Annotated in this window: 19 protein-coding genes and 1 CRISPR repeat array (1 of these 20 cut by a window edge); of the genes, 5 read left to right on the top strand and 14 right to left on the bottom strand. The window is 57.9% G+C overall.

The features are described 5' to 3' along the window. Positions 1-1,164: direct repeats of the CRISPR family, unit length 29 nt; unit sequence CGGTTTATCCCCGCTGGCGCGGGGAACAC; it reaches 574 nt to the left of the window's first position. A gap of 208 nt (positions 1,165-1,372) precedes the next feature. Then, positions 1,373-1,945, bottom strand: coding sequence for a YbaY family lipoprotein (locus FEM41_RS11100; protein WP_138096033.1), 573 nt, complete (start codon positions 1,943-1,945; stop codon positions 1,373-1,375). A gap of 187 nt (positions 1,946-2,132) precedes the next feature. Between FEM41_RS11100 and tesB the strand changes: the two genes are divergently transcribed. Next, the gene (tesB, locus tag FEM41_RS11095; RefSeq protein ID WP_138096032.1) at positions 2,133-2,996 is read left to right on the top strand and encodes an acyl-CoA thioesterase II; all 864 of its coding nucleotides are present in this window, start codon (positions 2,133-2,135) and stop codon (positions 2,994-2,996) included. 50 nt (positions 2,997-3,046) lie between these two features. Here the strand turns inward: tesB and amtB are convergent, their stop codons facing one another. Together amtB and glnK are read right to left on the bottom strand one after the other, a co-directional pair. Then, positions 3,047-4,333: an ammonium transporter AmtB gene (gene amtB / locus FEM41_RS11090; RefSeq protein ID WP_138096031.1), complete on the bottom strand. Its 1,287-nt coding sequence runs from the start codon at positions 4,331-4,333 to the stop codon at positions 3,047-3,049. 25 nt (positions 4,334-4,358) lie between these two features. Continuing rightward, positions 4,359-4,697: a P-II family nitrogen regulator gene (gene glnK, locus FEM41_RS11085; RefSeq protein ID WP_138096030.1), complete on the bottom strand. Its 339-nt coding sequence runs from the start codon at positions 4,695-4,697 to the stop codon at positions 4,359-4,361. A 52-nt stretch (positions 4,698-4,749) separates the two neighbouring features. Between glnK and FEM41_RS11080 the strand changes: the two genes are divergently transcribed. Then, entirely contained in the window at positions 4,750-4,956 is a 207-nt protein-coding gene (locus tag FEM41_RS11080; protein WP_138096029.1) for a hypothetical protein, read from the top strand. Here FEM41_RS11080 and FEM41_RS11075 read toward each other — a convergent pair. From FEM41_RS11075 to FEM41_RS11065, 3 genes are all read right to left on the bottom strand, one after another. Then, entirely contained in the window at positions 4,920-6,698 is a 1,779-nt protein-coding gene (locus FEM41_RS11075) for a SmdB family multidrug efflux ABC transporter permease/ATP-binding protein (RefSeq protein ID WP_138096028.1), read from the bottom strand. The two genes, FEM41_RS11080 and FEM41_RS11075, sit on opposite strands and share 37 nt — an antisense overlap. Next, on the bottom strand, positions 6,691-8,460 hold the full coding sequence (locus FEM41_RS11070) for a SmdA family multidrug ABC transporter permease/ATP-binding protein (protein WP_138096027.1): 1,770 nt from the start codon (positions 8,458-8,460) through the stop codon (positions 6,691-6,693). Before FEM41_RS11070 ends, FEM41_RS11075 begins: the two co-directional genes overlap by 8 nt. A 61-nt stretch (positions 8,461-8,521) precedes the next feature. After that, entirely contained in the window at positions 8,522-8,980 is a 459-nt protein-coding gene (locus FEM41_RS11065) for an Lrp/AsnC family transcriptional regulator (RefSeq protein WP_138096026.1), read from the bottom strand. Between the two features lie 123 nt (positions 8,981-9,103). Here FEM41_RS11065 and FEM41_RS11060 point away from each other — a divergent pair, with 123 nt between their 5' ends. Next, the gene (locus tag FEM41_RS11060; protein WP_138096025.1) at positions 9,104-10,150 is read left to right on the top strand and encodes a PLP-dependent cysteine synthase family protein; all 1,047 of its coding nucleotides are present in this window, start codon (positions 9,104-9,106) and stop codon (positions 10,148-10,150) included. Positions 10,151-11,026: 876 nt separating this feature from the next. On the opposite strand, the gene cof is transcribed toward FEM41_RS11060, so the two are convergent. Then, complete coding sequence (gene cof / locus FEM41_RS11055; RefSeq protein WP_138096024.1) at positions 11,027-11,848, bottom strand: HMP-PP phosphatase; 822 nt, start codon at positions 11,846-11,848, stop codon at positions 11,027-11,029. A gap of 99 nt (positions 11,849-11,947) precedes the next feature. Between cof and FEM41_RS11050 the strand changes: the two genes are divergently transcribed. After that, the gene (locus tag FEM41_RS11050; RefSeq protein WP_138096023.1) at positions 11,948-13,648 is read left to right on the top strand and encodes an SgrR family transcriptional regulator; all 1,701 of its coding nucleotides are present in this window, start codon (positions 11,948-11,950) and stop codon (positions 13,646-13,648) included. Positions 13,649-13,709: 61 nt separating this feature from the next. Then, positions 13,710-14,405, top strand: a complete 696-nt coding sequence (gene queC / locus FEM41_RS11045) for a 7-cyano-7-deazaguanine synthase QueC (protein ID WP_138096022.1) — start codon at positions 13,710-13,712, stop codon at positions 14,403-14,405. Between the two features lie 7 nt (positions 14,406-14,412). On the opposite strand, the gene FEM41_RS11040 is transcribed toward queC, so the two are convergent. From FEM41_RS11040 to hupB, 7 genes are all read right to left on the bottom strand, one after another. Then, on the bottom strand, positions 14,413-14,775 hold the full coding sequence (locus FEM41_RS11040; protein ID WP_168198781.1) for a hypothetical protein: 363 nt from the start codon (positions 14,773-14,775) through the stop codon (positions 14,413-14,415). Between the two features lie 10 nt (positions 14,776-14,785). Continuing rightward, positions 14,786-16,945: a peptidase domain-containing ABC transporter gene (locus FEM41_RS11035; protein ID WP_138096021.1), complete on the bottom strand. Its 2,160-nt coding sequence runs from the start codon at positions 16,943-16,945 to the stop codon at positions 14,786-14,788. Beyond that, a complete protein-coding gene (locus FEM41_RS11030; RefSeq protein WP_138096020.1) occupies positions 16,935-18,218 on the bottom strand; it encodes an HlyD family secretion protein in 1,284 nt (427 codons plus the stop codon). Before FEM41_RS11030 ends, FEM41_RS11035 begins: the two co-directional genes overlap by 11 nt. A gap of 168 nt (positions 18,219-18,386) precedes the next feature. Next, positions 18,387-18,788 (bottom strand): YbgC/FadM family acyl-CoA thioesterase, encoded by a 402-nt coding sequence (locus tag FEM41_RS11025; RefSeq protein WP_241666630.1) that lies wholly within the window; start codon positions 18,786-18,788, stop codon positions 18,387-18,389. Between the two features lie 146 nt (positions 18,789-18,934). After that, positions 18,935-19,255 carry a ComEA family DNA-binding protein gene (locus tag FEM41_RS11020; protein ID WP_138096018.1) on the bottom strand — a complete coding sequence of 107 codons (321 nt, stop codon included), beginning with the start codon at positions 19,253-19,255 and terminating at the stop codon, positions 18,935-18,937. A gap of 151 nt (positions 19,256-19,406) precedes the next feature. Continuing rightward, positions 19,407-21,278, bottom strand: coding sequence for a peptidylprolyl isomerase (gene ppiD / locus FEM41_RS11015; RefSeq protein ID WP_138096017.1), 1,872 nt, complete (start codon positions 21,276-21,278; stop codon positions 19,407-19,409). A gap of 227 nt (positions 21,279-21,505) precedes the next feature. Then, on the bottom strand, positions 21,506-21,778 hold the full coding sequence (gene hupB, locus FEM41_RS11010) for a nucleoid-associated protein HU-beta (protein ID WP_138096016.1): 273 nt from the start codon (positions 21,776-21,778) through the stop codon (positions 21,506-21,508). Positions 21,779-21,984 lie beyond the last annotated feature (206 nt).

Below are 21,984 nucleotides of genomic sequence, written 5' to 3'. Positions count from 1 at the left end.
AACACCCAAACGGAAAATTGAACTAATCAGGGCCTCCCGGTTTATCCCCGCTGGCGCGGGGAACACTCAGCGTAAACGGCCTGTATGTTTTGCTGTAGCGGTTTATCCCCGCTGGCGCGGGGAACACTCAAACAGGCTGGCTCCCTTCGTGGGCTGAAGCGGTTTATCCCCGCTGGCGCGGGGAACACGGCGGACCATCTGCAGCGTTTTAAAAATTTCGCGGTTTATCCCCGCTGGCGCGGGGAACACCAGCATTTCCAGTTCCTGGGCATCGAGCACTACGGTTTATCCCCGCTGGCGCGGGGAACACCAGGTTATCAACAGCGCATATTTCGTCGATCTCGGTTTATCCCCGCTGGCGCGGGGAACACTAGATAGCGACCCATTCGCGTTGGGAGCCCCGCGGTTTATCCCCGCTGGCGCGGGGAACACAGCAGGTTATTTACGCAGGATGAGGACGCGTTCGGTTTATCCCCGCTGGCGCGGGGAACACAACAACAACTTACGTGAAAAAAAGGTCAGAATCGGTTTATCCCCGCTGGCGCGGGGAACACATCATGACCCCGTTAAAGGAAATCGGTGAGTGCGGTTTATCCCCGCTGGCGCGGGGAACACAACTACAAGGATAACGAAAAAGAAGCACTAGCCGGTTTATCCCCGCTGGCGCGGGGAACACAGCCATCGCGAGGCACCAGGTACGCCAACTTGCGGTTTATCCCCGCTGGCGCGGGGAACACCAAAAGGCCGTTTAATCTGTTAAGAGTGGTTGCGGTTTATCCCCGCTGGCGCGGGGAACACGAAGTAACGAATGGGATTTTATGTGGGCTGCGCGGTTTATCCCCGCTGGCGCGGGGAACACCTGGCTCCGCTGCGGGGTATGTTGGTCGCAACCGGTTTATCCCCGCTGGCGCGGGGAACACCCGTAACCGGCACACAACATGAAAGCGCATTCCGGTTTATCCCCGCTGGCGCGGGGAACACATATTACCAGCCAGCGAGTTAACACCAGCGGCCGGTTTATCCCCGCTGGCGCGGGGAACACCTGACCATGGTGGGGGCGAACAGTCCTGGTGGCGGTTTATCCCCGCTGGCGCGGGGAACACAAAAGCTGCGGCGCATTCAGGGGGACAAAGAGCGGTTTATCCCCGCTGGCGCGGGGAACACTCTAAACGTATCCATCTGTTATTAAAGAGCTTTTTATAGCAGATAAAATCTACCACCATTTTCATCATAAATCATGGTGGCACAGAAAAAATAACCCATTGATTATTAAAGATTCATTACCTCGTCGCCACAGGCCATCTGCCATTCACCGATCGTGTGTCATAAAAAAGACGCCTGGAAGGCGCCTTAGCAGAGCAGTGAACGGCAATCAGTACAGGGCCGGCGTTGATGAAGCCGCCCCCTGCTGCTGCGAACCCGACATCATTCCGCCCTGGTTCACGGGATTGGGGCCCGGCTTCACCGGCACCGCCGTTTGTTGCACCGGAACCAGCGTAATGTCCGCTTTGGTTACGCCGTTGTTCACCACCGGCTGGATAGTATCGGTAATAAACATCAGCTTATCATCCACCGTAACAGCCGCGCTCAGCAGAATTCGAGCGTTCGGTTTCACGTCCGACGGGTTAAACGGCAGGATAAAGGTAAACGGCGCCTGTTTCCCTTCGGTCCGTACCGCTCTCTGGGTCAATACCTTCGATGGCGCATCCGCCAGCGAAGCGTCAGACAGGGTAACCGTCAGTACGGCGTGCGGCGGCAGCACCACATTCTGTTTCAGCCAGACAGAGCCCGATACATTGGGCAGGCGCAGATCGTTCTGCGCGGTGCTTCCGGCTATCGTCGCCCCCTGGGTCGTCGGCGCGGGAACCTGTTCAGACTTGTCCTGTGCGCAGCCAGCCAGCGCTACGGCAACCGCTAAACCACTTAACATATGCACCAGTTTCATTGACTTCTCCTTAGTATCAATGCATCCCAGACCGGGTGGTCTACACCAGATATGCCCTTAAGTGTGGCACATCATGCCATTTTTTTCCTCTTAAAGGGCGGGGAATCAGACAATTGTACTTACCTGCCCCCGGCGGGTTGTGCGGTATACTGAGAAACATTGTGATTTGCCAATAACAGGAGAGACGATGAGTCAGGCGCTTGATAGTTTGCTGACGCTGCTACGGTTGGAAAAGATCGAAGAGGGGCTGTTTCGCGGCCAGAGCGAAGACCTTGGGCTAAAGCGTGTGTTCGGCGGCCAGGTGGTAGGCCAGGCGCTCTCTGCCGCCAAACAGACGGTGCCGGAGGCCAGACTGGCGCACTCCTTTCACAGCTACTTCCTCCGCCCCGGCGATACCCAGAAACCGATCGTTTACGATGTCGAGGTGCTGCGTGACGGCAACAGCTTTAGCGCCCGTCGGGTGGCCGCCATTCAGAACGGTAAGCCCATCTTCTATATGACCGCCTCCTTCCAGGCGCCGGAGCCGGGGTTTGAGCATCAGAAAGCTATGCCGGACGCGCCGCCGCCCGAATCGCTGAAATCGGAAACCGATATCGCCCGCTCGCTGGCTCACCTGCTGCCGGAAAAGGCCCGCAATAAGTTCCTGGGCGAAAAGCCGCTGGAGATGCGCCCCGTCACCTTCCATAACCCGCTCAAAGGCCACGTCGACGGCCCCAAACGTCAGGTGTGGTTACGGGCTAACGGCGCCGTGCCCGACAATCTGAACATACATCAGTACCTGCTGGGCTACGCTTCAGACTTTAACTTCCTGCCGGTTTCGCTTCAGCCCCACGGCGTGGGCTTCCTGGAGCCGGGTATGCAGGTCGCCACCATCGACCATTCGATGTGGTTCCACCGCCCGTTCGACATCAACGACTGGTTGCTCTATGACGTAGAGAGTACCTCCGCCTCCAGCGCCCGCGGCTTTGTGCGCGGCGAATTCTACAATCGCGACGGCGAACTGGTCGCGTCGTCGGTACAGGAAGGGGTCATTCGCCGCCACGGTGAATAATGCAAAAAGCCCGAACCTGGGTTCGGGCTTTTAATTCTTTGGGGTAGAAATCAGTGGTTGTAGGCATTTTCGCCGTGGCTGTTGACGTCCAGCCCTTCGCGCTCCTGATCTTCCGGGACCCGTAGCCCAACCGCGATATCTGCCAGCTTATAGCCAATAAAGGCGACCACGCCGGACCAGACTACGGTAATGCCAATGCTTTCCAGCTGTACCAGTACCTGATGCCCCATCGTCACGCCATCGGCAAAGCCGGTACCGCCCAGAGAGGTAGCAGTGAACACGCCGGTCAGCACGCAACCAATGATGCCGCATACGCCGTGTACCCCGAAGACATCGCAGGGATCGTCCACCCGCAGCCAGCGCTTGAGGGCCGTCACGCCCCACAGCCCGGCCAGACCGGCAACCAGACCAATAATCAGCGCGCCGCCGACGCCCACGGTTCCGCAGGCAGGGGTAATCCCCACCAGTCCGGCAATGGCGCCAGAGCAGGCGCCGAGCAGCGATGGCTTGCCGCGCAGCGCCCATTCGCCAAAGATCCAGCCCAGAATCGCAGCCGCCGTCGCCACCACGGTATTCACAAAGGCCAGAGCCGCAACCTCATTCGCCGCGCTGGCTGAACCGGCATTAAAGCCAAACCAGCCGATGTAGAGAATCGCGGTACCCATAAAGACCATCGGCAGATTGTGGGGCTTAAAAGCCTCTTTGCCATAGCCCACGCGCTTACCCAGCAGGTAAGCCCCCACCAGACCGGCAACCGCGGCGTTAATATGCACCACCGTGCCTCCCGCGAAGTCCAGCGCCCCGTGGGTGCCGAGCAGACCGCCGCCCCATACCATATGGGCAATGGGAATATAGGAGAGAGTCAGCCACACCACCACGAAGATCAGCACCGCCGAAAAGCGGATACGCTCCGCCAGAGCGCCGACGATCAGCGCCACGGTAATGCAGGCGAAAGAGCCCTGGAAAGCCACGTGGATATACTGATAGAAGGAGCCGGTCAGCGCCGTCAGCTCAATGCCCTTCAACATAATCTGGTCGAAATTACCGAAGAAGGAGCCTCCTTCGCCAAAGGCCAGGGTGTAGCCATAAAGCACCCACAGCACGCAGACCATCGCGAAGCTGACGCTCACCTGAGTCAACATTGAAAGTACGTTTCGCCCGCGCAGCAGCCCCCCGTAAAACAGAGCCAGTCCTGGTATAGTCATAAACAGCACCAGCGCGGTGCAAATCATCATAAAGGCGTTATCCGCCTTATCGGCTGCGGCGGGCGCTGCCAGCGCCAGACCTGGCGCCAGTGCCAGCGCGCCACAGCCGATTTTTGAGGTCAGTTTTTTCATCTTAATTATCCCCATTCAAGGCCTGTTACAGTGCGGCTTCATCGGCTTCGCCGGTACGAATACGAATAACGCGCTGCAGTTCGGCGACGAAAATCTTGCCGTCGCCGATCTTGCCGGTCCAGGCGGCGTTCTTGATGACTTCCACCACCTCATCCACCTGATCGTCGGCAATGGCAATATCGATTTTGACCTTAGGCAGGAAATTGACGCTGTACTCCGCGCCGCGATACAGCTCCGCATGGCCTTTCTGGCGCCCGAAGCCCTTAACTTCCGTCACCGTCAGCCCCTGAATGCCAATGGCGGAAAGCGCCTCACGCACCTCTTCCAGCTTGAATGGCTTAATGACCACCGTAACCAACTTCATAATTCCCCTCCGTCCAGGCGAAATCCGCATACAAAGGGATAAAGCAAGGGGCATGCCAAAACGCATTATCCGGCGCCAGTCGCGCCCGGAGGGGAGGAGAAGAGAAGAAATGCTTTACCGGCGTGCAGCCTGCGGGTTCGCTGGTGCGCGCTGGCGCACCATTATGGTGCAGAAAATTGATGAACGGGGCGCCCGGTTAATAGCGCGCCCCGGCGTGGTGCATCAGACGATCGGCGTCTCCTCGCGCCCGGCGGCCTGAAGTTCATCGCCTGCCAGTTGCAACTGATACATCTGCCAGTAACGACCACGGGCCGCCAGTAACTGCTCATGGGTGCCGCGCTCCACCGCCCGGCCGCGATGCAGCACCATTATGGTATCCGCCTCGACGATGGTAGAAAGGCGGTGGGCGATAACCACCAATGTGGTGTGTTGGCGTACCACCGCCAGCGCCCGTTGAATAGCCTGTTCAGTACCGGAATCAATACTGGCGGTGGCTTCATCGAGGATTAAAATCTCCGGCGGCGCCACCAGTACCCGAGCAAGGGCCAGTAGCTGCTTCTGACCCACCGACAGATTATTGCCCTGCTCGCCCAGCCGGGTCTGGATCCCGTCGCGCATTGTGCGGGCCAGGGCATCCAGTTGTACCGTTTCCAGCGCCTGCCAGACCCGCTGTTCGCTGATATCGCGCCCCAGAGTGACGTTAGCAAAAAACGTATCCGCCAGCACTACCGGATCCTGCTGCACCATCGCCACGCCCTGACGCAGCGCTTCGTGACTCAGGCTTTCCAGATTGCGGCCATCCAGCAGAATCTCGCCGCGGGTCAGAGGATAGTAGCCCATCAGCAGATTGGCCAGGGTGCTCTTACCGCTACCGGTATGGCCCACCAGCGCCACAAAACCACGCGACGGCACCTCCAGATCGATATCTTTCAGTACCATCCTGTCTTCGCGATAGGCAAAGGAGAGAGAGCGAATGGTAATACTACCGCCAGCCAGCGGTCGGGTATCGTCGCCATAGCGCTGGCGAGGGCGGTCCATCAGTTCGAAGACTCGCTCCCCGGCGACTACCGCCTGCTGTAACATCGACTGCTGGGTGGTCAGCTCAATCAGCGGCTCGTTAAGACGCCCGAGGTAACTGATAAAGGCATACAGCACCCCCACTTCGATAGTGCCCTGCGGGCTAAAGCCGAACAGAATCAGCAGGCCACACAGGATCAACGCCGAAAACAGGCTCAGCAGCGGGCGCAGTAAAAAGCCGTCCAGGCGCAGGGTCTGCATACGCGCCAGATAGTGATTACGGCTGGCCCGCCCCATCCGCTCGCCGAAACGCGCCTGCTGGCGGAACTGCTGGATCACGCTCATGCCGTTAATCACTTCATTAAAGCCGTCGTTAATATCCGCCAGCCAGCTGCGCACCCGACGCACGATGGGGGTGCTGTAACGCTGGTAAATCAGCATCACCACCAGCACCGCCGGGAAGATGGCAATCGCCACCAGCGCCATTCTCCAGTCCAGGCTGAACATCGCCACCAGCATAGCGCCAATCAGCGCCGCGCTACGCAGCACCGTGGCTACCACGGTGACGTAAAGATCGCGAATCACTTCGGTATCGTTGGTTACCCGGGAGATCAATTCTCCTACCGGCTGGGTATCGAAAGCGCTAATTGGCTGGCGTAGCGCCGCATCCATGACATCGGTACGCAACTGTTGCACCACGCCTACCGCAGCGCGGTTAAACAACAGCGCCTGGGCGTAGTGCAGCGACGCCGCCAGAATTTGCAGCAGAATATAGAGTACGGCCAGGCCCGCCACCAGCTTCACCGGCAGCCGGTGCTGAGCCACCATATTGTCGATGAAGTAACTGATCAACGCCGGTCCGCTGACTTCCGCCGCAGCCGCAACCCACAGCATTGCCACCGCCATCATCAGCGGGCGTCGCCAGGGCGAGCCATAAGCCAGCAACCGCTTCAGCGTCGGCCACAACTGACGCAAATTACGCATCCGTTGCCTCCTCGTCGACCGGCGCTTCATCCAGCGCGGCTTCCAGTTGCTGATAGCGGTACATATCGCGATACCAGCCTGGCTGCTCCACCAGCCGGTCATGGCGACCGCGCTGCGCCACCTGACCGCGTTGCAGCACCAGTATCTCGCTGGCAGCCGTCAGGGCCGACAGACGGTGAGCGCTAACTATCAGGGTGCGCTCTTTACCCCAGGTTTTCAGGTTATGGAGGATCTGGTGCTCGGTGCGCCCGTCTACCGCCGACAGCGCATCGTCGAGGATCAATATTTCGGCATCGAGCAACAGAGCCCGGGCAATGGCGATACGCTGCTTCTGGCCGCCGGAGAGCATCACGCCGCGCTCCCCCACTTCGGTCTCATAACCATTGGCAAGGCGCAGGATATCGTCATGTACGCAGGCCAGCCGCGCCGCTTCTTCTATCTGCTGCTGCGTGGCGCCCGGGCGACCCAGCGCGATATTGGCGGCCACCGTGTCGGAAAACAGGAACGGCCCCTGGTTCACCACCGCCAGCCTGGCGCGCCAGTCGTCGATACGCAGCGTTGGCAGCGCCATATCGTGGAAGCGGATCTCGCCGCTATCGGGGTCGAAGTGACGCTGAATTAGCGCCAGTATGCTGCTCTTACCGGAGCCGGTGGGGCCGCACAGCCCCAGCATCCGGCCCGGAGCCAGGGTGAACGCGATATTTTCCAGCGTGGGTTCGGCGGTTTCAGGATAGTGAAACGCTTTCACATCCATCTGTAGCGTCCCACGCCCGGCAGGCAGCGGCTGGTCGCCATCGGCAATGGCCGGCGCTTCCGCCAGTAGCGCCCGGATACGGCTGTAAGCGGCACTGCCGCGTTCGACGATGTTAAACATCCACGCCAGCGCCAGCATCGGCCAAATCATCAGACCAAGATACATGGTGAAACTCGTCAGTTGCCCCAGGGTCAGCGTGCCCTGAACCACCATCCAGCTTCCGCCAGCCACCGCCAGCAGGTTCGCCATGCCAATAGCGATATAAATAGTAGGATCGAAGCGGGCGTCAATGCGCGCCACCTGCAGATTGCGCTCGCCGGTATCACGCGCTTCATCGGCAAACAGCGCCGACTGTCTGTCCTCCAGCCCAAAGGCTTTGATCATGCGGATACTGGTCATACTCTCCTGGGTGCGATCGTTCAGGGTGGAGAATGCCGCCTGAGCTCGCTTAAAGCGCTGGTGCAGCATATCGCCATAGCGCTTAATCACCACCGCCATTACCGGCATGGGGAGTAGCGCCAGCAGCGTTAACTGCCAACTAATTTGGGTGCTCATCACAATCAGCACCGCACAGCCCATCACCAGTGAATCCACCAGGGTCAGCACCCCTTCCCCGGCGGCAAACACCACCCGATCCACATCGTTAGTGGCCCGTGCCATCAGATCGCCAGTGCGGTGACGCAAATAAAAGGTAGGATTCTGGCGACACAACTGGCGATAGTAGGATTCACGCAGCTCCACCGCCAGGCGATACGACGCGCCAAATAGCAGAACGCGCCAGAAATAGCGCAGCAGATAGACCATGACCGCAATCAGCGCCATCAGGCCAACCCATTTAAGGATCTGCCCGGTACTGAAATGGCTTTCGGTCACGCCATCGACAATGACTCCCACCAGTCTGGGAGGGATAAGTTGCAGAATGGACACCAATATCAGCAGAGATACTGCGCTAAGATAGCGCCGCCATTCACGGAGAAAAAACCAGCTTAATTGAGCAAATAATCGCACGCGACAAAATTCCTGATATCGCCCGCCCGCGGCTGGGCGCAACAGAACAAAGAGGGTTGCCCTAATTTTCCAGCGGCAACGCAGTAGTATATTTTATCTGTTCCATGGCGAAACTCGAAGTCACATCGCTCAGGCCCGGCACGCTGTTAACCAGGCGTTTGTAGAAATCGTCATAGCGCTTCATATCCGCCACCTGCACCCGCATCAGATAGTCATACTCCCCCGCCATGCGCCAGAAACCCAGCACCTCCGGCATTGCGTCCACCGCTGCCACGAACTGGCTGTACCACTGGCTGCTGTGCTGCTGGGTTTTAATCAGCACAAAGGCCGTTAGCCCCAGGCCCAGTTTTTCCGGGTCCAGCAACGCTACACGGCCCTGAATAATTCCCGCCTCTTCCAGCCGCTTAAGGCGTTTCCAGCAGGGAGTTGTAGTCAGATTAACGGCATCCGCCAGCTCCTGCAAAGAGAGCGAACAGTCCTGCTGAAGAAGCGCCAGCAGCCTGCGGTCAGTTTTATCCATATTTTCACCATAACAGAGAAATATTTTCTATCATGGTGGTCTTCGGGGGGCTAAATGGCAATCCCTTTTTCCGAAGTCCGGGGTAAAGTAGCGCTGCACAAACAGACAAACGGACACGCTGCCATGACCAGACAATGGGCCACTCAGGCCATTAATGAGATTAACGCCGACTACCAACGCTCTGCCGATACCCATTTGATTCGGCTGACGCTGCCCGCCTTTCCCGGGATTTATCTTTATCTGAAAGATGAGAGCACCCACCCAACCGGTAGTCTGAAGCATCGCCTGGCGCGTTCGCTGTTTCTGTATGGCCTGTGCAATGGCTGGATCCGGGAAGGCATGCCGATTATTGAAGCTTCATCCGGCTCCACCGCAGTTTCCGAAGCTTACTTCGCCCGGCTGCTCGGCCTGCCGTTTATCGCCGTGATGCCCGGCTATACGGCCCGCCGTAAGATAGAACAAATCGCCTTTTACGGCGGTCGCTGCCACTTCGTCGACAGCCCCTGCGAGATATACGCCGCCGCCGAAGAGCTGGCCCGGGAACTGAACGGCCACTATATGGATCAGTTCACTTTTGCCGAGCGGGCCACCGACTGGCGCGGCAACAATAATATTGCCGACAGCATCTTCCGCCAGATGGAAAGCGAACCCTTTCCGGTGCCGGAATATATCGTGATGAGCGCCGGTACTGGCGGCACTTCCGCCACCATCGGCCGCTATCTTCGCTGTAAAGGCTACCCTACCCGGCTGGCGGTGGTGGATCCCGATAACTCGGTGTTCCTGGACTACTGGCAACAGCGCTGCCCGTCGCTCTCCAGCGCAACCGGCAGCCGGATTGAAGGGATCGGTCGCCCAAGAGTTGAGCCGTCGTTTATTCCGGACGCCATCGACGAAATGATGCGAGTACCCGATGCCGCCAGCATCGCCGCCATGCAGTGGCTGGAAAGCCAGTTGGGTCGTCGGCCTGGCGCTTCTACCGGTACCAATATGTGGGGTGTGCTACAGCTGGCGGCCAGAATGCGTGACGAAGGTCGCCAGGGCGCCATCGTCACGCTGCTGTGCGACAGCGGCGATCGCTATCTGGAGACATACTACAATCCGCAGTGGGTGGCGGAGCATATTGGCGATCCGCGTCCGTGGCGGGCGCAGATTGAGCAGATGATGAAATAAAAAAGGTTCATCGCGAATTAGCGTGGAGTATTCGAAAGCGGAAGCTAAAAACCGGCAGAATATGATGATGCGGTGGCTGTTCCGTTCACTTTTCGTGACTGCTGCTCTGTTAATTCACCGCCGGTGAACGGGTCAGGGTGGCTCAGTCGCCACCACCCTGACAACCCGGGCTTCCCGGCGGTAAAAAACGCCGCTTGCGCGGTCCCCTGCGCTTATCACTCCGGGCTTACCGGACCGGGCGAGAGCCGCCATCCCTGGCGGCCTCGCCCTGTCGCAACATCCGTGTCGCTCCTCCGGCCCTCCGTGAACGCTCCGGCGTTTTTTAAGCCGGGACATAACCCCCTCGTCGCTTCAGTCTGTTTACCGGAATGACACCAGCAATATCCTTTCCTGATAAATCAGGCTGAAGATTAAAGGTGGTGACACTCTCCGGCCTGAAAATCGCCGAAGCGTTCACGGGCGCCAGGGTCAGCCCGACAGGACGTCGGGCTGAGGGCATACGGCACACGGACGTGCCGTTATGCCCGACCCGTCCGGCGGACGGGAAAAGCGGAGGACAAAATTGCCGGGAGCAATTTTGAACAACGCCGCAGGCGTTGGCCCCGGAGGGGCGAGGCCCAGGGACGGGCCGAGTAATCCCGAAGGGCGATTTTTACGCCGGAAAGCCAGGTTGTCAGGAGGCGGCGTTTGAGCCTCCTGACCCGTTCACCGGTTCCGGAACTGGCATAGGCAAAATCACCTTAAGGTGAACGGAACCTTCTCCACCATTGCATATTCATCAAGACAAATGGGCTAACCACCATAACTCCAGTTTCACGCTAATCCGCGATGAACCATAAAAAAGGCCCGCCTGAAGCGGGCCTGCCGTAGTGCCACTCACCTTTCGGGGGAATATGAAAGATGGGGCGTATCCAGCCAATGGGTTAAATAGTGGGCCACCCCTTCTCTGGCGCAGTGGCCGATCACTGGCAGGTGAGGCAGCGCCTGCCGGAGCTGGGGCATGGCATTGCCCATAATCACGCCGTGCCCTACGGCACCCAGCATCTCGCGATCGTTCATCGCATCGCCAAAGGCCATACATTCGGCAAGGGGCACATCCAGATGCGCGCCAAGCACCGCCAGCGCCGCGCCCTTGTTACAGCCATGGGGCAAAATTTCCAGACAGTCCACGGAGGAGAAGCAGAGGTGCGCCCGCTCTCCCAGCGCATCGTTAAGCTGAATCCGCAACTGCACCAGATCGTCGCGATCGCCACAGAAGGAGATTTTGGTCACCTCATGGGCCGGAAGCCGTTTCAGGTCCACCAGCCGATAGCGAAAACCGCTGTAAACATGGGCCTTCAGTAGCTCCGGGATATCACTCTGGGTCATCCAGCCGCTGTCGTTAAACACGTGCATGCTGGCGCGGGTTTCCCAGTGGCCGTGCAACACCCGTTCTGCGACATCCGGGGCAAGATCGTTGCCCCACAGGCGTTCGCCGCGAATATCATGCACCCGGGTACCGTTGCCGGTAATCAAAAACGCGCCGTTCAGCAGTTCACTGGCAATATGGCGCATCTCCAGCAGATGGCGTCCGGTGGCGAAGGTCAGGATCACATCCCGCTCGCGCAAACGCTCAAGCGTGCGCCGGGTCACTTCCCCCATTCGGTGGTCCGGCATCAGCAGTGTGCCGTCCATATCAAAAGCCGCTAGTCGCGCCATAAAGCCCTCATTCAGTCTGTTACTGATAACCGGCAGTATTGCCTGGATTATCCGGAACAAATAGTGAATACTTGCCAAAAAATTGTTCCGTATTTAGCCATGCGCCAACTCAACCGACTCAATCAGTTTCAGCGCCTGTGGCAGCCTTCCGAAGGCGCTCCCCAACAGGCGACCGTCGCCGAACTGGCGGCCCACTGTTTCTGTAGCGAACGCCATATCCGCACCCTGCTGGGCCAACTGGAGAACGCTGGCTGGCTGCGCTGGCGCGCCAGCGCCGGTCGCGGACGCCGCGGTGAACTCAGTTTCCTGGTAAGCCCCGACGAAGTCCGGGCCTTGCTGATGCAGCAGGCGCTGGATAAGGGGCAACAGCAAAGCGCCCTGGCACTGGCCCAGCTGGCGCCGGAACAGTTGCGCCATGTGCTACAACCCCTGCTCGGCGGGCAGTGGCAGAACGATATTCCTACTCTGCGTATTCCTTACTATCGTCCCCTTGAATCGCTCACGCCAGGTTTTTTACCCGGTCGAGCCGAACAGCACCTGACCAGCCAGATCTTCGCCGGTCTGGCCCGTTTCAGCGATGACAGCTCCCAACCGCAACCCGATATGGCGCACCGCTGGCAGACGGACAATAGCGGCACCTGCTGGCACTTTTTCCTGCGCCCCACCCTGCGCTGGCACGATGGCGAATCGGTCAGTGCCGAACAGATTCTGGCGCGCCTGCAGACGCTGATGACTCAGCCCATGTTCAGCCGCCTGTTTGCAAGCGTAGCGCAAATCGATGCGCCGCACGCCTGGTGCCTGCGTTTCCGGCTTCATCAGCCCGACTACTGGCTCCCCTGGCGGCTCGCCAGCTTCGGCAGCCGAATTGCCCATCCCGATGAAGACAGGCTGGGCTGCGGCCCCTTCCGCCTGAGCCACTTCGACAATAGTCTGGTGCGACTTGAGAGCCACGACGGTTATCACCTGGCGCATCCGCTGTTGCGGGCCATTGAGTTCTGGATAACGCCGGGTCTGTTTGACGAACAGCTCGGCACCAGCTGTCGTCATCCGGTGCAGATCGCCATCGGCCAGCAGGCACAGTTTCCCGATCTACGTCCGGTCAGTCGCAGCGTGAGTCTGGGATTCAGCTGGCTGGCGATCCGCCAGCAAGGGCGGCTGTCAGCGCCCCAGGCCCGTTATCTGATGGCTTTGATCCACCAGCAAGGCATGCTCGATGCGCTACCGCTGGATCCCGAACTGATCACGCCAAGCCACACCCTGCTGCCCGGCCAACAGTTGCCCAATTTTACCGATGTCGCCCCTGTTCAGCTGCCGCCGCGGCTGCGGCTTCTTTACCGACTACCGGTCGAACTCCACGCCATGGCGCAGCAGTTGCGTCGCCGCCTGGCGGAGCTGGGCTGCGAGCTGGAACTGGTGTTCCGCAATGTGAAAAACTGGGACGACGGCCTGGCGGTCGAGGAAGCCGATCTGGTTATGGGCGACCGGCTGATCGGTGAAGCGGCGGAATATACCCTGGAGCAGTGGCTACGCTGCGATCCACTGTGGTCCTTTATCCTGAGCGGGCCGCAACAGGCCCATATCCAGGCGACGCTGGATGCGCTACAGCGTTCACCAGAAACCCGGGATCGCAACGACGCCCTGCGCAGGCTGTTCAGTCGTCTGGTAGAGCAGGCCATAGTCACGCCGCTGTTTAACTATCGCTATCAGATCAGCGCTCCCCCGGGGGTACAGGGGATTCAACTGAACGCCTGGGGCTGGTTTGACTTTTCCCGGGCCTGGCTGCCGCCGCCGGGTACGTGACGCAGGACGGCCGATGGCGTACCATGACGCCCCGACATAACTAACCACTACCAGGTGAATCATGAAACGCGCAGTTGTCGTTTTCAGCGGTGGCCAGGACTCCACCACCTGCCTGATCCAGGCCCTGGCGCAGTATGACGAAGTCCACTGCGTCACTTTCGATTATGGTCAACGTCACCATGCGGAGATCGATGTCGCCCGCGAACTGGCGCTGGAACTGGGCGCCGCCGCACACAAAGTGCTGGACGTGACGCTTCTGAATGAACTGGCGATTAGCAGCCTGACCCGCGACAGCATCCCGGTGCCGGATTACGAACCGGAAGCCGACGGCATTCCCAATACCTTCGTGCCAGGACGCAATATTCTGTTTCTGACCCTGGCGGCCATTTACGCTTATCAGGTCAAGGCCGAAGCGGTGATTACCGGAGTATGCGAAACCGATTTTTCCGGCTACCCAGACTGCCGCGACGAGTTCGTGAAGGCGCTAAACCACGCCGTTACGCTGGGGATGGCCCGGGATGTACGCTTTGAAACGCCGCTGATGTGGCTCAACAAAGCGGAAACCTGGGCGCTGGCCGACTACTGGGGCCGACTGGATTTGGTACGGGAGCACACCCTGACCTGCTATAACGGCATTCGCGGCGACGGCTGCGGCGAATGCGCCGCCTGCCATCTTCGTGCTAACGGTCTGAGCGGCTACCTGAACGATAAGGCGGTAATCCTGGCCGCGATGAAGGAAAAAATCGGTCTGGCCTGAGCCGGGCTTATCCTCCGCCTGCCAGCACGGGGCTGTCCAGCTCATCGCAGGCGGAATCAAATCCCTGGGCGCAGCTCTCCTTAAGCCATCCGCTCGCCCGGGTTTTGTCCGGCGCCATAAAGCCTTTGATACCGTTAAGAAAATGGACTCCAGCCCAGTATTCCGCATAGCCCGTACGCGACAAGGCCGACGCCCACCGCAGATAGTGCTGCGCCGCCGAATCCCCTGCTTTGGCGCGGGTTTCATAGTCAATGCCAAACGCCTCTGCCTGCCTGTCGAAAAATCCGACAGTATTCAGGCAGCCATTGTTATAAAGGCTTACTAAAAAACGAGCAAGCAGAAGCTGACGGTTATCACACTCCGTTATCACTGTGACAGATTCAATTTTCTGGCCCGATAACTTCCTGCTTTTGCTTCAATGCCAGAATATTCACCACCCGGTCTGCCGATGCCACGGTGGACGGACGGTGAGCAATCATGATGCGGGTGATGTTCATCTCTTTGATTGCCGTGTTGATTTGCGCCTCATTGTCCTGATCCAGGTGGCTGGTCGCCTCATCCAGGAACAGAATCGCCGGTCGCCGGTATAGCGCTCTGGCAATCAGCAAACGCTGTTTCTGACCGCCCGACAGGCTACTACCCAGTTCGCTGATTAAGGTTTCATAGCCCATCGGCATGCGCTGTATCTCTTCATGGAGATTGCTACGGATAGCGCACTCCTGTACCCACCGTTCGTCCGGTTCGTTGTCGAATCCCGTAATGTTCTCACGTACCGAACCGGCAAACAGCGTGTCGTCCTGTAATACCGTCGCGATACAGGCCCGATAACGCGCAAATCCCGCCTGATGGATATTAATGCCGTTGATCCTGATTTCACCTCCGGCTGGCTGTACCAGCCCCGCCATAATCTTCATCAGAGAGGTTTTCCCCTGCCCGGAAGGGCCGGTAATCGCCAGACTCTCACCAGGCGCCACGGACAGTTCCAGCTCCTGAAACAGCGGCGGCGAAAGGGCATCGAACTGAAAACTCATATTATGGATAGTGAGCGAGGCGGGCTGCCCCAGAGGCACCAGCGGCGAATCCTGACCGGAAACATGCTCACTGCCGGATTCGACACTCGTCATGGCAATATCCGCCACCCTGTCGGTATGCAGCGACAGCATACGCAACTGTAACGCCATATCCAGCAGGCTGGCCGCCCGTTCGGAAAACTGACCGCGATAGGTGTTGAACGCCACAAACATCCCCAGCGTGATATGCCCCTGAATAACCTGCTCTGCGGCCAGCCACAGCAGAGTTATCTGCTCCAGCGTGGAGATCAGTACATTTCCGCCTGAAAACAGCATTTCATAACGGGTCTTGCGTACCGTGGCGTTGGCGCTTTCGACATTCAGGTTCATCCACGACTGGGCACGCTGCCCGGACAGCCCAAGCGCCTTGAGCGTTCCCATCCCGTACAGGCTTTCCATAAAATGAGAAGACGAGCGGGCCGTTCTGACGATCTGCTCTTCAGATACCCTACGCCAGGCGCTGTAGGTCATCATGCGGAAGATAACCCAGCCCATAGTGAATGCCAGTACTACCCACACCAGCCAGCCGCCGTAGAGCGCCATCATCACCAGCAGCCCAACGAACATGATGCCGTCGATAATACTGTTTACCACGTTGGTAGTGAGCGTTGTGCGCAGAGTATCCAGTGAGGCGAAGCGGGACTGGATATCACCGAGCCGACGCCGCTCAAAGTAGTCCAGAGGCAGCGCCAGAAGGTGATCAAACAGTCGGGATTTCCATTGAATATCAATGAGCGTACCAATGACCAGCGATGTCCAGCCGCGAGTCATACTGACCGCGGTTCGGAACAGCACAAAAAACAGCAATCCAAGGCAAATCAGCGTCAGCAGCCCGGTGTCGCTGGCGGGTATCACATGGTCCATCACCAATTGCATCCCTACTGGCAGCAGCAGGTTGACTGACTCAATCAGCAGGGAAAAGCAAAATAGCTTAGTTAACGCACCCCATAGCCCACTGATGGTTTTGGTCAGGGTGCGAATCTTTAGCACGTTACGCGGCGCTTCCTCGCCTTCGTTAAAGCGCTCCGTGGGCCAGAGCTCCAGTGCCACGCCGGTAAAATGGTGGGAGACCTCGCTCATCGCCATCACCCGCCGCCCTGCGGCAGGATCGTGGATAATCGCCTGACCACGCCGAACCGCAACCAGTACCACAAAATGGTTCAGATCCCAGTGCAGAATACAGGGGGTTTTCAGGGCGCTGAGATTTTCCAGATCGAGCCGTAGCGCACGCGTTTTCAGGCCGCTGGCGTTGGCTATCTCCATAATCTGACGCAGGGTACTCCCCCGGGAAGAAAGCCCCACCCGCCTTCTCAGGCTGAGCAGATCGGTAGATTGCCCATGTGCCGCCGAAACCATCGCCAGGCAGGCCAGACCGCATTCAGCGGCCTCAGTCTGCAGGATGACCGGTATCCGACGGCGTAGCGTTAATCCCAGACGCCCCACCAGCGTCTTGAGTCCTTCAGCGGTCATGTACTTCCCCTGTTATGCTGCTTTTTAATGAGTAATACGGCGACAATATCCAGCGCCAGAGCGATCGCGTTTCCAGGAATAGCGTGGCTTCCGCCTGCATTCCGCTGCTTACTGGCGGTGACTTGCCCTGCGGAGTCAGGCCGGAAAGATCCGGCTTCACCACCGCCTTAAACCAGCCATCGCTCACGCTGCCCGCAGGCGTTCTCGGCGCGCTGGCATAGCGTTCAATCTCCCGGGCTGGAACCGGCGCTTTAGAAATAGACTCTATGCGCCCGGGGAACTGGCCATACTTCTGAAACGGGAAGGCGGTATAGCGCAGATTGATGCCATCGCCAGGATGCACCCATGGAATGCTTTCACCGGGGATCCAGACCACCAGCCGCCAGGCATCTTTGTTGACCGGCACCAGCTGTGCCAGGCTGTCACCTGCGCCAACCATCTCCCCTTCGGTGACCCCCAGGGAAGAGACACGCCCCGCCACCGGCGCGGTCACCAGCCGCATTCCGCTGGCATCGGCTTCCGCCATCTGGCGTCGCAGGTCATCGATATGGATATGGTATTGATCGATCTGGCTGTCGAATTCGGCCTTGCGAACAATTAGTTCGCTGCGCAGGCTCGAAATTTGCAGATCCTGTTGGATAAGCTGAGCATTCAGGCTCTGCCAGCCGGTCTGCTGTTGGTAGAAGAGATAACGCTGGTTATTCTGCTGGTCTGTGGTCACCAGCCCGCGGCGCCGATATTCGCCATAATCCTTCATGCTTTCCCGCATGGCGCGCAGGCCAACAGAGGCTGAGTCCACCATCTGACGAGTGCTATCTCTGGCCTCGGTATAGCGTTCAAGCTGAAGCTGTAGCCCTTCCAGAGTGGCCTTCCTGTTGTTTTCGATCTCCCGAATGATGGACTCCGTACGCTGGCGCTGTTTTTCCAGCACGGCAAGCGTGGTCGCGCTAAGGCTACCGTTACGGGTCACCCGGCCGATATCCAACTGATACAGCGGCGTACCAGCATTGACCTCCTGCCCGTTGTGGACCAACAGGCGGGCAATCATTCCCTGCTCCGGCGCAAATAAATTCACCGTATGCGGGAGCGTGATAATTTCGCCACTCACATTAATACGGCGGGTATAGCTGCCAAAAATAAGCAGCAACAACAGACTCAACACAATTAATACGGTGCCACTCACCGTTGCCCAGACAGGCCAGCCGCGTAGCAGAAGAACCTGCCCTGAGCGAAATGCCTGCTGGTAGTCACTGACCTCTTTACGAAAAAGCACAATTATCCGGTCATCACAGCCTTAAGGTTTCCAAAGTGTAGATGCCGCTTCGCTAAGTCGCCAGGCTAATAACATATTGATAAACAATATAAATAATAGGGAAAAGTACTGTATTCCCCCCATATCACGGCCTGAAAGTTCGCGCCGTTTTCGGTATTTGACGCCATTTCAGTCCATCATCATTTCCAGATGGCGGCGCAATTCTCCTTCCAACGGTTGCGCCTTCTGGCTCTGTAGATCGACACAAGCAAAGGTGATTAACGCATCGGCAACCACATCACTCTCGCTGTCGCGGGTAATGACCTGGCTCAGTACGCCGCTTTTACCGTTAAGCGTCTGCATCCTGCTGGTGACCGTCAGACGGTCACCCAGCAGCGCCGGGCGTCGGTAGTTGATATTGATGTTGACCACCACAAAGGCCAGCCCCTGCTCCACCATCCAGCGGAATCCCGACTGGGTTTCCAACACTTCCCAGCGTGCCTCTTCCAGAAATTCCAGATAGCGGGCGTTATTCACGTGCTGGTAGACATCAAGATGGTATCCCCGCACTTTTATCCGCGTTTGCGGTATATCCCCGCTTGCGTGGGGAACGGTTTCCTGTCTCTTTTCCACGGTTTCCCCCTCCGGCCCAGGGCACAGGTTGTAATAAGGTCATACCTACTGGTATGACCTCTACAAGCGTAGCAGAAATTCACTACCAGACCGCCTTCAGGGCGTTAAAGCTTAAGGCGGGACAAATTCCGCTCCACCAGCGCATTGCCAACGCCCGGCACCGAACGCAGATCGTCAATGCTGGCGAACTGGCCGTTCTCTTCCCGATAACGCACGATGGATTGTGCCTTCTTCAGACCAATGCCGTTAAGCGCCTCTGCCAGCTCCTCTGCCGAAGCCGTATTGATACTGATCTGGGATTCAGAGGCGGTAATAAGGGCCGGTACCGGCGACTGGGGGGTTACCTCCTCAGATGCCGCGTGAGCGACGCTACCGTTGACGAGCAGCGCCAGGGTAAGCCACAGGGGGGATAGTAAAGTCTTCATGCTGTTTCCTTCTCCTTTTGGTTAACAGTAGAGACACCCTACCCAGCTCCATGCCATACGGACAAACCCCGGATTTCAGATATGGAAAAGGCCGCGTAAGCGGCCTTTGTTTGTTGCATCTGGGTGCAAAAAAAGCGGAAGAGAGCCCGAATTATTGCTGTTGTTCCGCCGCGTCACCCAATTTAATTTTCGCTTCTTTGCGCAGATTACTCATCAGCGCTTCGAAAGCCAGCTCGGCATTGTTTTCTGTCATGCGGCTGACCATCACTTTCTTCTGCTCTTCCGGCATTTTACCGGCCTGAACTTCGTCCAGCGCCAGCAGCACCATATTGCCTTTCGCGTCGTTACTGACACCGTAAGAAGGTTTGCCTTTCTCCGGCAGCGGCATATCGAAAGCTTTCATGGAAAGCGGATCCTGACTACGGCTCAGGGTTTGCGCTGCGCCAAAACTGACGCCCGCCTCTTTCAGGGCGGCATCGCCTTCACCCTTTTTCAGCGCTGCCAGCAGCTTGTCTGCCTGCTGCTTCGCCTGCTGTTCAGCCTTCTGCTGTTTCACAGCGGCTACCACCTGGTCGCGCACATCATCCAGCGGCTTCACGGTTTCCGGCTTATGTTCAGCAATACGCAGCACAAAAGCGCGATCGCCATCGACGGTGATAATGTCAGAGTTGCTGCCCGGCGTGCCGTTTTCCCCCAGCAGGGAGCCGCCAAAGATAACATCGGCCACCGGTTTAAAGTCCAGCTCTTTCGGAAGGTTGTTGCGATCGAACCAGCCGCTTTCTACCGCTTTAACACCCGCGGCCTGCTCGGCACCGACCAGCGATTCGGTATCGTTCATCGCCGCATCGCCCACTTTCTGCTGCTGGGCGTAGAAGGCATCCAGGCCCTTCTCCTGCTTCAGTTTCTGTGCGATAGCATCGTGCACCTCGGCCAGCGGCTTCACTTTAGCCGGCTGGAGGTCGTCCAGGCGCGCGACCAGGAAGCCCACGCTGGACTTGATGACGCCGGAAAGCTGGCCCTTTTCTTTCAGGTCGGCGTTTTTCAGCTCGTCTGGCGTGGTGGCCGGTTCCAGCCAGCCCATATCACCGCCTTTACGGGCAGAGATAATGTCGCTGGATTTTTCTTTCGCCAGGGTCGCGAAGTCCGCGCCTTTTTTCAGCTCATCCAGCACCGCCTGCGCATCGGCTTCGGTTTTGGTCTGAATGATGCTGTAGCGATAGCGGGCCGGTTGAGTGTACTGGTCGCGATTCTGATCGTACCAGGACTGGATATCGGCATCGTTCACCTCAGATGGCATCTGCGCCGCATCCATCTTGATGTAGCTGACGCGGAACTGTTCCGGCAGCATAAAGTTATTTTTATGCTGCTCGTAGTAGCTGGAGATTTCCGCATCAGTCGCCTGCTGCTTCGCCACCAGCGCGCGGGTGTCGATAGTCGCTTCACGCACCACGCGCTGCTGTGCTGCCAGCGCGGCCAGCGAATCGGTTTCGCCTGGCAGCATAAAGTCGCTGCCGATGATGGCGTTGATCAGCTGCTGGGTGGTCAGCTGACGACGCAGCGCGTTAGCATACTGATCTGCGCTCATGCCCATGTTAGCGATCAGGGCGTTATAGCGTGCATTATCGAATTTGCCATCGCTCTGGAAAGCCTGTTCATTGAAGATGGCCTGCTTCACCTGATCGTCGCTGATACCGAGTCCCAGGTGTTTCGCATACTGGTCCAGCAGGGCTTCATCAATCATGCGCTGCAGTACCTGATGGCGCATCGCCTTCATGTAGCCTTCGTTGCCCGCCAGTTCGGAATAGCGCTCACCCAGCTGCTGCTGTAGCTTGTTGCGCTCGCCCATCACCGCGTTCTCAAACTGGCCCCGGCTAATCTCCTGATCGTTGACCTTCGCCGCGTAGTTACCGTTCCCGCCAATCAGGTAGTTACCCACGCCAGTCAGTACGAATGAGACAATAATCAGACCCAGTACGATCTTGAGCACGACGCTGTTGGCTGCCGTGCGTAAATTTTCCATCATGGTGTCGCAGCACTCCGCTGTAATCTATCCCGTTTAAGGGACTCTGGTTTACCCTGCGCAGCCAAAGCCAGAGGCGGCGCACGCAAAGGGCTATTTTGACAAGAAATCAGGGTCATTGTCAGCCCGAATCGCGCATTAAAGACGTTTTCAGCCAATAAAAAAGGCACATCTGACGATGTGCCTCTCTGTATACATTTAAAATCGCGATGCCCGAACGAGCACTGCGATCAGTTCACAGCGTCTTTTAACGCTTTACCGGCGCGGAAGCCCGGTACTTTAGCGGCTGCGATCTTGATCTCTTTACCGGTCTGCGGATTACGACCGGTACGGGCAGCACGCTCTTTAACAGCGAAGGTGCCGAAGCCAACCAGCGCTACGTCATCTCCACTTTTCAGAGACTCGGTAACCGATGCCAGTAACGCATCTAACGCACGTCCAGCCGAGGCTTTGGAAATATCAGCACCTGCGGCAATCTTGTCGATCAGTTGGGATTTATTCACTATTTTCTTCCTCTCTTTCTTTTTTATATCGCACCCTGGTCCTTCACGGTACGACCGCGCAGCAGTTATATCAGGCATGTCATGCCCTTACAACACCCGTTGTAGCATGCCTTTGTCTGAAAAATAAGCCAGACCGTATCTAAAGTAGCCAGTCAAAAAAAAGCTGGCAAGTGACAATTCACCCGCCAGCCCGCTTTTTATCGCTT

The organism is Jejubacter calystegiae (genome assembly GCF_005671395.1).
Lineage (GTDB): Bacteria > Pseudomonadota > Gammaproteobacteria > Enterobacterales > Enterobacteriaceae > Jejubacter > Jejubacter calystegiae.
Note: the sequence above shows the minus strand (reverse complement) of the source record. Positions and strands in the feature narration are given on the sequence as shown.

Excerpts from the sequence above, each read along its gene's own strand:
- ppiD (WP_138096017.1), bottom strand. The coding sequence starts at position 21,278 with ATGATGGAAAATTTACGCACGGCAGCCAACAGCGTCGTGCTCAAGATC.
- FEM41_RS11100 (WP_138096033.1), bottom strand. The coding sequence starts at position 1,945 with ATGAAACTGGTGCATATGTTAAGTGGTTTAGCGGTTGCCGTAGCGCTG.
- FEM41_RS11060 (WP_138096025.1), top strand. The coding sequence starts at position 9,104 with ATGACCAGACAATGGGCCACTCAGGCCATTAATGAGATTAACGCCGAC.
- FEM41_RS11035 (WP_138096021.1), bottom strand. The coding sequence starts at position 16,945 with ATGACCGCTGAAGGACTCAAGACGCTGGTGGGGCGTCTGGGATTAACG.
- tesB (WP_138096032.1), top strand. The coding sequence starts at position 2,133 with ATGAGTCAGGCGCTTGATAGTTTGCTGACGCTGCTACGGTTGGAAAAG.
- cof (WP_138096024.1), bottom strand. The coding sequence starts at position 11,848 with ATGGCGCGACTAGCGGCTTTTGATATGGACGGCACACTGCTGATGCCG.
- glnK (WP_138096030.1), bottom strand. The coding sequence starts at position 4,697 with ATGAAGTTGGTTACGGTGGTCATTAAGCCATTCAAGCTGGAAGAGGTG.
- FEM41_RS11020 (WP_138096018.1), bottom strand. The coding sequence starts at position 19,255 with ATGAAGACTTTACTATCCCCCCTGTGGCTTACCCTGGCGCTGCTCGTC.
- FEM41_RS11080 (WP_138096029.1), top strand. The coding sequence starts at position 4,750 with ATGCCAAAACGCATTATCCGGCGCCAGTCGCGCCCGGAGGGGAGGAGA.
- FEM41_RS11075 (WP_138096028.1), bottom strand. The coding sequence starts at position 6,698 with ATGCGTAATTTGCGTCAGTTGTGGCCGACGCTGAAGCGGTTGCTGGCT.
- queC (WP_138096022.1), top strand. The coding sequence starts at position 13,710 with ATGAAACGCGCAGTTGTCGTTTTCAGCGGTGGCCAGGACTCCACCACC.
- FEM41_RS11050 (WP_138096023.1), top strand. The coding sequence starts at position 11,948 with ATGCGCCAACTCAACCGACTCAATCAGTTTCAGCGCCTGTGGCAGCCT.
- amtB (WP_138096031.1), bottom strand. The coding sequence starts at position 4,333 with ATGAAAAAACTGACCTCAAAAATCGGCTGTGGCGCGCTGGCACTGGCG.
- FEM41_RS11065 (WP_138096026.1), bottom strand. The coding sequence starts at position 8,980 with ATGGATAAAACTGACCGCAGGCTGCTGGCGCTTCTTCAGCAGGACTGT.